14 protein-coding genes and 1 pseudogene are annotated in these 12,254 nt (G+C 65.4%); 9 read left to right on the top strand and 6 right to left on the bottom strand.

All coding sequences use genetic code 11. From position 1 onward, the window contains the following. Together AX735_RS04095 and AX735_RS04090 are read right to left on the bottom strand one after the other, a co-directional pair. A partial coding sequence (locus tag AX735_RS04095) for an SDR family NAD(P)-dependent oxidoreductase (protein WP_156447409.1) occupies positions 1-400 on the bottom strand: 400 nt, incomplete at its 3' end. After that, positions 397-726, bottom strand: a complete 330-nt coding sequence (locus AX735_RS04090; RefSeq protein ID WP_066276044.1) for a nuclear transport factor 2 family protein — start codon at positions 724-726, stop codon at positions 397-399. The genes AX735_RS04090 and AX735_RS04095, both read right to left, overlap by 4 nt. A 96-nt stretch (positions 727-822) precedes the next feature. On the opposite strand from AX735_RS04090, the gene AX735_RS04085 reads away from it, so the two are divergent. Next, positions 823-1,716, top strand: a complete 894-nt coding sequence (locus AX735_RS04085) for a LysR family transcriptional regulator (protein ID WP_066276040.1) — start codon at positions 823-825, stop codon at positions 1,714-1,716. A 9-nt stretch (positions 1,717-1,725) separates the two neighbouring features. On the opposite strand, the gene AX735_RS04080 is transcribed toward AX735_RS04085, so the two are convergent. Further along, positions 1,726-2,292, bottom strand: coding sequence for a thiamine phosphate synthase (locus AX735_RS04080; protein ID WP_066276035.1), 567 nt, complete (start codon positions 2,290-2,292; stop codon positions 1,726-1,728). Between the two features lie 23 nt (positions 2,293-2,315). Here AX735_RS04080 and AX735_RS04075 point away from each other — a divergent pair, with 23 nt between their 5' ends. The 8 genes from AX735_RS04075 to AX735_RS04040 all read left to right on the top strand — a co-directional run bounded on the left by AX735_RS04075 (position 2,316) and on the right by AX735_RS04040 (position 10,449). Next, positions 2,316-2,987 (top strand): YggS family pyridoxal phosphate-dependent enzyme, encoded by a 672-nt coding sequence (locus AX735_RS04075; protein WP_066276032.1) that lies wholly within the window; start codon positions 2,316-2,318, stop codon positions 2,985-2,987. 113 nt (positions 2,988-3,100) lie between these two features. Beyond that, positions 3,101-3,880 (top strand): hypothetical protein, encoded by a 780-nt coding sequence (locus AX735_RS04070; RefSeq protein WP_066276029.1) that lies wholly within the window; start codon positions 3,101-3,103, stop codon positions 3,878-3,880. Then, on the top strand, positions 3,877-5,076 hold the full coding sequence (locus AX735_RS04065; protein WP_066276026.1) for a M48 family metallopeptidase: 1,200 nt from the start codon (positions 3,877-3,879) through the stop codon (positions 5,074-5,076). Before AX735_RS04070 ends, AX735_RS04065 begins: the two co-directional genes overlap by 4 nt. Further along, entirely contained in the window at positions 5,073-5,669 is a 597-nt protein-coding gene (locus tag AX735_RS04060) for a hypothetical protein (protein ID WP_231750014.1), read from the top strand. The genes AX735_RS04065 and AX735_RS04060 overlap by 4 nt, the downstream gene beginning before the upstream one ends. Positions 5,670-5,928: 259 nt before the next feature. Further along, positions 5,929-6,543 carry a response regulator gene (locus AX735_RS04055; RefSeq protein WP_446471774.1) on the top strand — a complete coding sequence of 205 codons (615 nt, stop codon included), beginning with the start codon at positions 5,929-5,931 and terminating at the stop codon, positions 6,541-6,543. A gap of 84 nt (positions 6,544-6,627) precedes the next feature. Continuing rightward, on the top strand, positions 6,628-7,359 hold the full coding sequence (locus AX735_RS04050) for a hypothetical protein (RefSeq protein WP_137775853.1): 732 nt from the start codon (positions 6,628-6,630) through the stop codon (positions 7,357-7,359). 40 nt (positions 7,360-7,399) lie between these two features. Next, positions 7,400-7,897 (top strand): hypothetical protein, encoded by a 498-nt coding sequence (locus AX735_RS04045; protein ID WP_066276008.1) that lies wholly within the window; start codon positions 7,400-7,402, stop codon positions 7,895-7,897. Between the two features lie 149 nt (positions 7,898-8,046). Next, positions 8,047-10,449 carry a HAMP domain-containing sensor histidine kinase gene (locus AX735_RS04040; protein ID WP_066276004.1) on the top strand — a complete coding sequence of 801 codons (2,403 nt, stop codon included), beginning with the start codon at positions 8,047-8,049 and terminating at the stop codon, positions 10,447-10,449. A gap of 19 nt (positions 10,450-10,468) precedes the next feature. On the opposite strand, the gene AX735_RS04035 is transcribed toward AX735_RS04040, so the two are convergent. The 3 genes and pseudogenes from AX735_RS04035 to AX735_RS25595 form a co-directional block, all read right to left on the bottom strand. Beyond that, a complete protein-coding gene (locus AX735_RS04035) occupies positions 10,469-10,855 on the bottom strand; it encodes a hypothetical protein (RefSeq protein WP_066276000.1) in 387 nt (128 codons plus the stop codon). Between the two features lie 118 nt (positions 10,856-10,973). Beyond that, positions 10,974-11,726: a LuxR family transcriptional regulator gene (locus AX735_RS04030; protein ID WP_066275996.1), complete on the bottom strand. Its 753-nt coding sequence runs from the start codon at positions 11,724-11,726 to the stop codon at positions 10,974-10,976. Positions 11,727-11,929: 203 nt separating this feature from the next. Then, positions 11,930-12,254 (bottom strand): annotated as a pseudogene (locus AX735_RS25595) (hypothetical protein); the annotation flags it as partial.

The following is a 12,254-nucleotide window of genomic DNA, read 5'->3' as shown; positions in this document are numbered from 1 at the left end:
CGCCCGACCCGCGCGCGGCCATTTGCGGAACGAGCAGCCGGTCGAGACGCACCGCCGCAAGCAGGTTGAGGTTGATTTCGGCCAGCCAGTGATCGTCCGACAGCGCGGCAAAGCCGCCGCCGGGCGACGATGATCCGCCGAGCACATGCGCAACGATGTCGACCCCGCCCAGCTGGTCGAGCGCGGCCTGCGCGAGCATGTCGCTGCCTTGCGGCGTCGTCAGTTCGGTCCGGACGGACAGGACGCCCCTGATCGGCTCGCCGTTGGTGCGAGCGGCGGTGACGACCTGCGCACCTCCCGCGACGAAGCGTTCGACGGTGGCGCGTCCCAGGCCCTTGGAGCCGCCGCTGACGACGACGCGCTTGCCGGCAAACTCGGCCGGATCAACACGGTAGGTCATAGCGTGATCTCCAGCGCCGCGATTCCATCGCCCGCCAGCGCGAAATCATAAGTGAAGCGGATGGGGCTGCCCTTGAAGCTGCCGCGCGCGGCTCCCTCGACGATCACCCGATCGCTCTCGTGCCGCACGCTGTCCGGCGCAAAGATAGCCTGGGCCGGGATAACTTCCCGTTCGAACAGCGCGCGGATCTGAGCGGTCCCTTCGTACCGCTGGCCATTATCGACCACGACCGCGTCCGGCGCGAACGGGCGGAGCATCGCATCGACATCGAGCCGGGCATTGGCGGCGACATAGTTGGCAATAGGGTCGGGTAGTTCGATCGGCATGGTTCTGCTCCTTGATGACATGGAGCAATCATAGCGATCCGACTTGTTGCCAATAAGCGGGACAAACTGATATGTAGTGTTGCGGAAAGAGGGATAATGTCGAGACAGGGTCTGATCGAGTTCGACGCGGTTCTTGCCATCGCGCGGCGCGGATCGTTCCGCGCGGCGGCGCTGGAACTCGGCGTCTCTACCACCAGCCTCAGCAACCTGATCAGCGCGCTCGAACGGCGGCTCGGCGTCCGCCTGTTCAACCGCACCACGCGCAGCGTCTCGCTCACCGATGCGGGGCGCAACTTTGTCGATCAGGTCGCGCCCGCCGTGGCGACCCTGCACGATGCGATGCTGGCGGCCAGCGCGCAGCAGGAATCGCCATCGGGCACGATCCGGATCAACGCCTTCCCGACTGCGGCGCGCGAGATCCTAGCGCCGCTGCTGCTCCCTTTCCTCCGGCGCTATCCGCAAGTGCATGTCGATCTCGTCACCGAGGGACGCATCGTCGACATCGTCGCCGAGGGGTTCGATCTTGGCCTGCGCAGCGCCGAGCTTGTGCCCAGCGACATGATCGCCATCCCCGTCGGGCCACCGCGCCGCTTTGCCGTGGTTGCATCGCCCGCCTATCTCGAGGCGCATGGCATGCCGGAAACGCCGCCGGACCTGATGCGGCATCGCTGTCTGCGCATCCGGCTGCCCAACGGGGCGCTGCATCGCTGGCAGTTCGAGAGGGACGGCCAGCCTTTCCAGATCGATGTCGAGGGTCCGATCACGCTAGACGAGGCGAGCCTGGCGCGGATCGCAGCGCTCGAGAATATGGGCATCGGCTATTTCATGGAATCCGACGTCCGCGAGGATCTGGAGGCAGGGCGGATGGTTCGCCTGCTGGCGGATTGGACCCCGCCGCTGGCGCGCCTGTGCCTCTATTATCCGAACCGCCGCAACGCCTCTGCCGCGTTCAGGGCCTTGATCGAGATGGCGCGGCGTTCGTTCGGGTGACCGATGCGCTCAGCCCGACAGCCCGTCGATCGCCGCCCAGCCGGTGACGATTGCGCCGATCTGCGTCGCCCGCACCCGGGTCATGCCGCCGAGCGCAATGACGGGCAGGCGGGACAGGCGGGCGAGCCCCTCGAATTTCTGCACCCCCAGATGTGCGCCGCCGGGATGGGTGCGCGTTGCGAAGACGGGGGAGATCAGCGCCTGAGCGCCCCCCGGCGCCCGGTTGGCGCGGGCGAGTTCGCGCATGTTGTGCACGGTCAGCAGCCGGATCAGCCGCGCATCCGCCTTGCCGCCGGGCGCGCCATAGTTGCCGTCGGCGCGCCAGCGGCGCGCGGTGGGCACATCGCCTGCCAGCACGATCGCGCCGCCGCGCGCGCGGATCAGTTTGGCGAGCCGCTTGAACCGCGCGCGCCGTGGCTCGGCGGCGAGGTGATAATGGCGGAACACCAGCCCCGATCCGCACGGCAGTCGCCGGATCGCGCGTTCGAGCACGGCGTCGTTGCGCGCGTCGCTGATCAGCCAAAGTGTGGGCAGGGCATTGCCTGACTTCGTGTTTCCGGGCTGGCGGCGGCGCATGTCCGGGCTTATAGCCGCGCGCCATGGATATACAAAGCGACGCCCCCACCACCCCGCTTTCGACCGTGCGTGACAATATCGCCCGGTCGGAGAAAATCGCCGGTCGCCCTGCCGGATCGACGACGCTCATCGCCATTTCCAAGACCAAGCCGGTCGAGGCGATCGAGGCGCTGATCGGCGAGGGGCAGATGGTGTTCGGCGAGAACCGGGTGCAGGAGGCCGCGCTCAAGTTCCCGCCCCTGCGCGAGCGTTATCCCGATCTGCAACTGCACATGGTCGGCCAGCTGCAATCGAACAAGGCGGACGAGGCGGTCGCGCTGTTCGACTGCATCCACTCGCTCGACCGTCCGTCGCTGGCCAGGGCGCTCGCGGGCGCGATGGACAAGGCGGGGCGGCGCGTGCCGTGCTTCGTCCAGGTCAATATCGGCGAGGAAGAGCAGAAGGGCGGCTGCGCGATCGCCGAGCTGCCGCGGTTTCTCGCCGATGTGAAGGCGCTCGGCCTGCCGGTCGTTGGGCTGATGGCGGTGCCGCCCGCCGATCTGGAGCCTGCACCCTATTTCGCGCTGCTCGCCAAGCTCGCCCGCGAACATGGCCTCGATCAGCTCAGCATGGGCATGTCGGGCGATTACGAGACCGCCGTGAGAATTGGCGCGACGCATGTCCGCGTTGGCTCCGCCCTGTTCGGGGCGCGCTAAGCATTTCTGGGCGATACCGACAATCATATCCATAATGAAGCAATGGCGCGCTTTCCCATAGAATAACGGGCCGAAGTTATTTTATGCTCCCGTGATTGAACGGGGGGTAGGGGATGCGAGCGATATTCGGCCTATTGGCTTCGCTTCTGTTCTTGGGAGCGGCGGTTTCGACCCCGCTACTGGCGCAGGAGCGATCGGCGGTGCGGCAGGGCTTTGCCCTTCCGCCGCAAAGTGGCAAGACCATCCTGGTGTTGCGCCCCTCGGTGCGCGTGGCCGAGCAATCGACCGGGGGCATGGCCGAACCGCGCGCCGAATGGACCGATCAGGCGCGCCGCCATATCGATGCGGCCCTGGTCGAACTGCAGCGGCAATTGGGCAACCGCGTGATTGCAGCGCCCGAAGCCTATGGCGAGGATGCCCGGCTTGTTGCTGAGCATCAGGCACTGTTTGCGGCGGTATCGAGGGCCGTGATCGAATATCAGTTCTTCGTCGGCAATCGCCTGCCCACCAAGAAGCGCGACAACAAGGCGGGCCAGTTCGACTGGTCTCTCGGACCCGATGTGGCGAAGCTGCCCGGCGCAGACCAGGCCGATTATGCGTTGTTCCTCTATACGGACGATCAATATGGCTCGACCGGGCGAAAGATGCTTCAGATCGTCGGGCTCGTCGCCGGGGTTGGGGTAAGCTCGGGCGTGCACGCGGGCTATGCCGGGTTGGTCGACCTCAAGACCGGTGATCTGCTGTGGCTGAACGCCGATTTCCAGATGGGCGGCGATGTGCGCGAGGCCGACGGCGCGATGAAGCGCGTGCGCCAGTTGCTCGAGGATTTTCCGGGCAGCACGATTGCGAGAGAGGCCGCAGCGCCAGCCGCAACCGCGCAGGCCAGGCCATGATCGCGCGGATGCGGTTGGCGGTCGGCGTGCTGGCCCTTGCTGCGGGCGTTTCCGCCCAAGCCGAACCTCCGCTTCCGCCGCCTTATGCCGGGGCCTATCAGCCGCAGGGCGTGGATGAACAGGGTCTTTGGCGGGAAATGGACGAGGAGGAGCGTCGCTTTGCCCAGTCCGACATGATCATCCGCGATCCAACCTTGCAGGCCTATGTCACGAAGGTTCTGTGCGATACCGTAGGTCAGGATCGATGCGACGCAACGCGAATCTATATCGTTCGCGTGCCAATGTTCAATGCCAGCATGTCGCCCAATGGACTCATACAGGTTTATTCCGGACTGCTGCTGCGTGTGCATAGCGAGGCCGAGTTGGGCGCCGTGCTCGGCCATGAGTTCGGCCATTTCGAAGCTCGCCATTCTCTCGAGAGGCTGAAGGCGCAGCGTTCGGGAGGCGATGTGCTGGCCTGGGCGGGGGTGCTGGCCTCGCTAGCTCCGAGCTATGACATGCTGCGCACCTATCGCAATCTGCAGCTGACGATTATCGGCAGCATCTATCGCTTCAATCGCGATCAGGAACGGGAGGCCGACGGTCTCGGCATAAGCTATCTCAACACCAGCGCGCTCCGGCCCCAGGCTGCGGCGCAGGTCTGGGAGCGCCTGATGGCGGAGTTTACCGCAGATGCTCGGGCCAAGGGACTCAAGAAGCCGCGCTTCGATCGGATCCCCTTTTATTCGACGCACCCACCCGAAGCGGAACGCGCCACGACGCTCGCCTTGCTTGCCCGGCCCGAAGCCGCGACGCGCGATGATGGCGCGGCGCGTTACCGGGCGGCGCTCGCGCCCTGGCTGCCGCAGCTGCTCGACGATCAGATCAAGCTCAATGATTTCGGCGCAAGCGAATATATCATCCAGTCGCTGGCCGAAAGCGGCTGGACCGCGCCGCTCTGGCATGCGCGCGGCGAGCTCTATCGCTTGCGCGGCGCGCCGCGCGATCTTGTCCATGCCGCACAATTCTATGACGAGGCGATCGCGCTCGATCCCGCCCATCCCGAGGCGCATCGCGGCCTCGGCCTGGCATTGCTCAAGACCGGTCAGGCGGCTGCGGGGCAGAAGGCGCTCCTCCGCTATCTCGAACTCAAGCCCGATGCAGCGGATGCGAAGCTGATCGGCATGATGATCCCCAAAGAGGTGCCCGCGCCATGATGTCCCGCCTTATCGCTGCGCTTGCCGTCACGCTGATCGTCGCTTTGCTGCCCTCCGCCGCCATGGCGCACAAGCTGCGCGAGCAGGGGGTGGCGGTCAGCATCGCCGATTCGCCGCTCACCGTCACACCGGGGCGCGACTGGAACCGGCTCGACGGCAATGTCGGCAAGCATACGGAGACCTGGACGCTCGATGGCGGACAACTCAATGACCTCACCTTTTTCGCCGGGATCGAGCCGGGCAAGCCGCTGGTGCGCGAACGCAGCAAGAAGCGCGAGCCCTTGCCGAAATTCGGTGCCGGAACCCTGCTCGTCGAGCTGCCCGAGCTGTTCGAGGCAACCTATCGCACCGCCAAGCAGATTGCCGATTTCCGCGTTACCGATGTGCAGCCGACGCGCTTTCTGGGGCAGGATGGCGTCATGTTCACATATGAATATGTCGACCAGGATCAGCTCACCCGCAAGGGAGAGGCGCATGCCGCGATCGTCGCAGGTCGGCTTTACATGATCGGGTTCGATGCACCGCGCCTCCATTATTTCGAGCGGAACATCGGCGATTTCCATCGCATTGTTCAAAGCGCGCGCATGTCTTGAGCCGGGGGCAGGCGCAAACCGACGGGCTTGGACGTTTGTACAGTCTTGCGAACGCCGCATAAGTGCGAGACTGGGACAGGAACCGGGGCAATGTTCCCGGGATGAGATCTGGCCCGCAGCAGCGGCCTTGGGGGGGCGGATGTCCTGCACGATCGATACGGGTGGAGCAGGGGGCGAGCCCGGACCTGCAGCCGGCGCGGCGGAGTGCGATAGCGCCGTATTTGCCGAACCCGTGCGCATCCTTCTGGTCGATGACCATATGGTCGTTCGGGCCGGACTTGCGCAGGTGATCGGCAGTGTCCCCGGTCTGGTGGTCGTCGCCGAGGCGGAAAATGGCGAGGAGGCGCTGTTCCAGTGCCAGCGTCATCGCCCCGATGTGGTGCTGATGGATGTGCGGATGCAGGGCATGGGCGGCATCGCGGCGACCGAGGCGATGTGCAAATACCACCCCAATGTTGCCGTGATCGCGCTGAGCAGCTTCGCCGATCCGCCGACGGTCGCGCGAATGCTTGCCGCAGGGGCACGGGGGTTTCTGCCCAAGAGCGTTTCGGCCAGCGACCTCAGCGTCGCGATCCGCAAGGTGCACGATGGCGAAACGGTGGTCGATCCCGGCTGCCTGCCGCAGGTTGCCACCGCCTTCGACCCGACTACGCCAGGCGAGGACGATCTGGAGCTGTCTGCGCAGCAGCGGCGGGTACTGGCCCTGCTCAGCAAGGGCTATACCAACCCGGAGATCGCGAAATATCTGGGCATTTCCATGCCCACGGCGCGCTATCATGTCAGCGCGATCCTGGTGAAGCTGGGCGTGTCGAACCGCGCGGAGGCTGCTGCGATGGCGATCCGCAACCGGCTGGTCAGCAACAGCGATTTCTGAGCGCCTGGACAATCGTCCAGCCCGGCTTGCTGGCGATGCCATTTCCCCCGATCAGTCCGGCAGCGGTCAGCCAAAGGGGGGCGCATGGCAAGATGGATGGCGGCAATCGCACTGGCGGCGCTGGCGGCTGGCGGCTGCAGTGGAGCACCGAGCGAAGAAGCGGAGGCCCCTGCCTCCCCCGCAGCAGAGCAATCCTGCGCGGATGACGGTGAGCGCCTGGAGCTGACCGGGCTGTGCGCTGGGCGCGCGATCAATTATCTGGCCATGGATGCCAGCAGCTCTCCGCAAGCGCCCGATGGATGCGGCTGGCAGGTGATGGAAACGCAGATGCCCGATGGCGTGCTGCTGTATCGCGGGCTGAAATGCGATGCGGGCGAGACGAAGCTCGAATTTTCCGGCGGTGCCGAGCGCGGCGAGCTCAAGCTGGTCAGCTCCGCCTATCTAGGCAAGATCGACGAGCCGCCCGCTTATGTCCTGGTCTATCCGGTCAAGGGCGATGCCCGGCAGGGGGTGACTGCGTGGGCGCGCCAGGCGATCGCCGAGCCGGCAGAAGCCAGCAAATGTTCGGCACGCCCCGCCCGGGGCAAGGGCTGGCCCAGCGACGCGTTGGTGGTCGATGTACCCGGCGGAGAAACCCAGACCGGCCCGCGCAGCGCATGCGGTGACCTCGGCGTCAATGACGAGCTCGCCGCCTTCTGGCGCGTGTCGCAGGGCCATGGCTGGTACTTCCAGATGGGCCAGGCCGACATGGAGATCGATCCCGGATCGTTCACGCTGATGACGAAGCAGCCCGATGGCAGCTGGGGCGCGATGTGACGCCGCTTTTCAATCCACGCTCTCGAACAGGAAGATCATCATGAAGCATGCCCATGTGATGTTGGCCGCAACGGCCGCACTGGCCGCGCCGCTGGCCTGGTCCGCCGCCGGAGAGGCGCAGACCGGGACGCTGTCGCAGTCCAAGGTCGGCCCGTTCACGATCGACTACATCACCGAAAAGGGCAAGTTCGACCGCTGCGCAGCGACCTTGTCGCCCGGGCCCAACATGCTGCGGATCGCCTATACCAGGGCGCTCGTCTATTCGATCAGCGTGCCCGGCGTGCCGGTGCCGGCCAGGACGATCGATTTCCACTTCGGCGGCGAAACCTTCTCGGCGACGCCTGCGACCGATCCCAAGCGGATCCGTGCCTGGGCTGCTGTCGATCCCAACGCGATCAACGCGCTGATGACCGTGCAGGGCACCATCGACATCACTCTCGGCAGCAAAGCCTATAGCTGGCCGATCGGCCGGACGAAGATGGAGGACGTGATGGTCGCGCTGGAAAACTGCACCCACAAGGCCATGGGCCACTCCTGATCGGCCTCTGGCTGGAGAAGAGCGGGTGGGGCGCTTTATCGCCCCGCCCATTTCTGCCATGCTGGGGGATCGAAACGACGCGGTCCGGGGGGATCTTGGCGAAACATCGGCATATCGGCGAGCCTGTGCGCGCCCACAGACCCTGAGCCGTGCGTGACGCGGTGCAGACGCTGTACTGGAACCCCGGCGCGGTCAGCTTTCTGGTCGAGCTGCTGCTGGCGCTCGTGCTGTCGGTCTATGTGGCTCACCGGCTGGTACGCGAGCATCGCGGTGGCGGCATTACCGCGCCGACGCTGTTGTTCGGCCTCACTTTCTGGTGCTTTGTCCCGGGCCTTTTCGTCTCGCTGCTTCATGCGCTGACCGGCGGCGGCTGGACCAGCTATGCGATGCCATGGCTGGCGCCCGACAGTCTCGTCGTGCTGGCCATGCCCTGGGTCACCGCCTTTACCGGCATTTCGGCGATCGCCTTCGTCCAGTTCGCCTATCGGGTGCCGCAATGGCTGCCCGGTGCCCAGCGCGAAGCCATGCTGGTCGGGATGGCGATGAGCGTGTGTGTCTGTCTCGAGATTGCCAGTTCGCTTCATACCGACTGGACGCTCGCCGAGCACCGCATCTGGTTCCGTCCCGATTGGGCCGCCATCTGGACCAGCGCCAGCATGATCTGGGCGATCCTGGTATTCATGCGCCAGCTTGCGCATGCGCAAGGCCGGTCGCGCGACAAGGGCCTGGGCACCTGGCTGGCGATGCTGTTGCGCCGCCCGGCCAATCGCAGCGCAGGCGCGGCACGCGGGTTCATCCTGTTCGCCCTGTTTCCGATCGCCCATACCTGTGCTCTGCTGTTCCAGCGCGATGGTTATCTGGGCCCGTTCTCGATGGACCTGCTCATCTGCTGGTCGACGCTGGTGCAGCTGACGGGCCTGACGCTGGTCTATTTCGGCTATCTCCCCGAGCGCTCGTCCTTCATCTTCAAGCTCACGATCATCAGCCTGGTCCTGCTGTTCGGAGCGATCAATGGTGCATGCTGGGTGCTGGCGACACCCTATATCGCGCAATTTCGTCCAGCCGATCTGCCGCAGCCGGGCACTGCTCTGGAATTCGTACCGATGGCAAAGGGCGGCTATCAGGTCCGTGAGCGTCCTGCCGCGCCGCTTCCGACCAGCGGGCGACCGATCGGGCCGGACGGGGCGCGCATCGTGCTGCCTTTCACGGTGCGCTTCTATGGAAAGTCCTATCGCGCGGCCTATGTCGCCGGGCACGGATCGATAGGCTTTGATGCTTTGCCGCATCTGATCGACTCGACCATCGCTTATGGAGTCCGGCCCGCCATCCGTCCGCTGCTGATGCGCATTCCGCCCGAGGGAAGCGACGTTACCGCGCGCGCCGTGGCAGACCGGCTGGTGGTCACGCGGAAGGACCGCTGTTCTGCCATGGCCGACACGGCTTGCTGGGCGGTCCAGACGGTGGTGCATGCGGATGGGCGGATCGTGCTGACCCATCTGTCGGGACCTGCGGCTCCGCCTTATCAGCTGGCCGATCCGCTGGGCGCGCCCTGGATGACCGGGATCACCCCGGGGCTCGAGCATCCGGGGGCAGCGCCAATCATGCGCGACCACTACCGTGCGTTCCTGGCGCATCTCGACAGGCTTTATGCGCCCGTCCTCGGCTTCACCCTGGGCACAATGCTGATCGTTCTGCTGGGCATGCCGCTGCTGTTCCAGGGCTTTCTGGTGCGCCCGCTGGACCGCCTGCTGCGCGCGATGCGACGGTTCCGCGATGGCGAACTCGACCGCCAGGTCGAGGTCAGCTTCAACGACGAGATCGGCTATCTTACCGAGTCCTTCAACGAAATGGCACGCGCCCAGAACCATCTGGTCAATACGCTGGAGGAACAGGTGGCAAGCCGCAGTGCCGAACTCGCCGATTTTGCGGCGCGCAACGCGCGGCTGGAAGAGCGCAACCGCCTGTCGGGAGACCTGCACGATACCGTCTCGCAGACCCTGTTTTCCGCCGCCATGCTGTCGGACGCGCTGGCGGATCAGTGGCAGCATGACCCACAGGCATCGACCGGCAAGCTCCGGCAACTCGCGCAGATGAACCGGCACGCACTGGCGGAGATGCGGCTGATGCTCAATGAGCTGCGCGCCGAAGGCATGGTCGAACAGCCGCTGGCGCATCTCATTGCCGCGCTGGCCCGGGAATTTGCCGAAGGGCAGGGCGACCGCGTGCAGATCGCATGCGATATCAGCGGCGATACGCTGCTTCCGCTCGATGTCCAGGCGATGCTGTATCGCATCGCGCAGGAGAGCCTCAACAATATCGCCCGCCATGCCGGCGCAAGCCAGGTGAGCATCGCTCTGGAAGCGCTGCCGGGTCAGGCAATGCTGTCGATCAGGGACAATGGCAGCGGCTTCGATCCGCACAAGGTCCCCGGCGGGCATCTGGGGCTGCAGATCATGCGCGAGCGCGCCCGCCGCATCGATGCGGTGCTAGAGGTGGAATCGCGGCCGGGGGGCGGGACCGGCATCACCGCCATCTGGATGCAGCAGGCCTAGCGCGTGCGCTGTTGCAGGCTCATCCCTTGAACGCGCAGACCTTCGCGCGCTTGCCGATCCAGCAGCCGCCCTTGCGGCGGAAGTCCTCGCCCAGCGGCGCCTGCGCACTCATGGACTTGGGCGTCTCGTTCCAGCTGACACTGGCCAGTCCCTTTTCCAGCATGGTGACATAGGCGAAATAGCCCGGCTTGGTGGTGCCCGCATTGATCGTGAACGATCCGTCACCGCCCATGAACTCGATGCGGCAGGTCTTCTTGATGTCGACATAGACCTTGCCGTCGACGGTCAGCGAGCAATCGCCGGCGATCGTCTTGGCCTCGGCCGGCGGAGCGCCGACGGTCATGGCTGTCGTGGTTGCCAGCACGCCCATGGCGGCCAGCGCGGCGGTTGCGGTTGCGTGTTTCACAGGTCGATCTCCAGAAGCGATCGGCGCGGCGATGCGCCTCATCGGCCGAGCGCTTTTCGCTGCTCGGGGCGCAGCCGATCAAGCTGGACGATCGTACAGGCCGGGGGCTGGCCGGTGGCTATTCGGTGACGTCGTCGAGTGTGAAATAGCCGAGTTTCAGTGACTTGAGCACCAGCTGCGCGCGGTTGGACACGCCGAGGCGGCGGCGCGCATCGGTGAGATATTCGCTCACCGTCTGGTCCGAAATGCCGAGCACCGCCGCGATTTCCCAGCTCGTCATGCCGCGAGCGACCAGCTTGATGCAATCGACCTGGCGCGGCGACAGCCGCTCTTCCTGGGTGACCTGCACCTGGGGCAGTTGCGATTGCCACAGGGTGCGTGCCTGCTGCCCGGCGGCAATGCCGAGCAGGATGGCGAGCATGAACGGACGCGCTTCGAGCGGCTCGCCGCCGGCAACGACGAAATGCACCGAGATGGTGGGCCTGTCGGGCATGTGCCCGGCAATGGTGCAGCCCGAGTTCAGGCCCAGCTTGCGCATCTCTTCCAGATATTCGCGCTGGATGCGGGTGAGCGGAATGATCGTTTCCAGATCCTCCCAGCGGATGGCGCCACCGCGGCGCTGGCATGCCGCGAGCACCGGGCTGGTGAGGCCATAATCCCGTCGCGCGAACAGGTCGTGCCAGGCCTGCGGATAGTTGGTAACCATTTCGGGCTCCATCAGCCCGGATTGCACATGCACGTGACGCGCCAGCGCTGCATGCGCAAAGCCGAAGGGCGTTGCCGCATGCGCGGTAATTTCCAGAAGTTCCTCAAGCGTTTGCGCAGCCTCTATGGCTTGCGATGCGCGCTCGACATGGTCCAGTTCGGGCATGAGGCTGGTCGAAATCCCGGTTGGCAATGGTTACGCGCAATAGCAGGGATTCGCCTGCGAGTAACACGGTTAATTGATAATGATTTGCGAATCGCTATTGGCGATACGTTCGCTACGCAACGATTAAACCGTTACATCGATCCAGTTTGGATCAATTTCGTCGCACGGGACGAGATCGGGCACGGTGGCGCTGGCCGATCGTTTCAGGCGCCGGGGACACCCAGGGCCGCTGCCGCTTCGCGCACCTTGCGCTGGTCTGCAGCCTTGTTCTTGAGCGCTGCCGTGGCATCGCGCAGCGCCGCCTGGGCCTTGCCCGTCTCACCCAGCTGCATCCGGCTGCGCAGCAGCATGATCCAGCCATCGGTATCGCCGGGCTCGCGCTTGAGGCGCTCGGCCAGGCCATCGACCATCTGCTGGATCATCATGTCCTGCTGGCCCTGGGGCAGGGCAGCGGCCGCCGCCATCTGGTCGCGCGAGGGGCCAGGTATCGCGGCGGTCTCGGTTTCGGCGCCATCGGTGCGGAAGCCC

Origin of the sequence: Blastomonas sp. CCH1-A6 (genome assembly GCF_001556365.1) — a bacterium.
Classification (GTDB): Bacteria; Pseudomonadota; Alphaproteobacteria; order Sphingomonadales; family Sphingomonadaceae; genus Blastomonas; species Blastomonas ursincola.
The sequence above is the reverse complement of the archived record's forward strand: the minus strand, read 5'-3'. Positions and strand labels throughout refer to the sequence as shown.

Bases quoted from the DNA above. Each gene is read 5' to 3' on its own strand.
- AX735_RS04090 (WP_066276044.1), bottom strand. From the start codon at position 726: ATGCCGATCGAACTACCCGACCCTATTGCCAACTATGTCGCCGCCAAT.
- AX735_RS04055 (WP_446471774.1), top strand. From the start codon at position 5,929: ATGGTCGTTCGGGCCGGACTTGCGCAGGTGATCGGCAGTGTCCCCGGT.
- AX735_RS04070 (WP_066276029.1), top strand. From the start codon at position 3,101: ATGCGAGCGATATTCGGCCTATTGGCTTCGCTTCTGTTCTTGGGAGCG.
- AX735_RS04030 (WP_066275996.1), bottom strand. From the start codon at position 11,726: ATGCCCGAACTGGACCATGTCGAGCGCGCATCGCAAGCCATAGAGGCT.
- AX735_RS04075 (WP_066276032.1), top strand. From the start codon at position 2,316: ATGGATATACAAAGCGACGCCCCCACCACCCCGCTTTCGACCGTGCGT.
- AX735_RS04050 (WP_137775853.1), top strand. From the start codon at position 6,628: ATGGCAAGATGGATGGCGGCAATCGCACTGGCGGCGCTGGCGGCTGGC.
- AX735_RS04080 (WP_066276035.1), bottom strand. From the start codon at position 2,292: ATGCGCCGCCGCCAGCCCGGAAACACGAAGTCAGGCAATGCCCTGCCC.
- AX735_RS04065 (WP_066276026.1), top strand. From the start codon at position 3,877: ATGATCGCGCGGATGCGGTTGGCGGTCGGCGTGCTGGCCCTTGCTGCG.
- AX735_RS04060 (WP_231750014.1), top strand. From the start codon at position 5,073: ATGATGTCCCGCCTTATCGCTGCGCTTGCCGTCACGCTGATCGTCGCT.
- AX735_RS04085 (WP_066276040.1), top strand. From the start codon at position 823: ATGTCGAGACAGGGTCTGATCGAGTTCGACGCGGTTCTTGCCATCGCG.
- AX735_RS04045 (WP_066276008.1), top strand. From the start codon at position 7,400: ATGAAGCATGCCCATGTGATGTTGGCCGCAACGGCCGCACTGGCCGCG.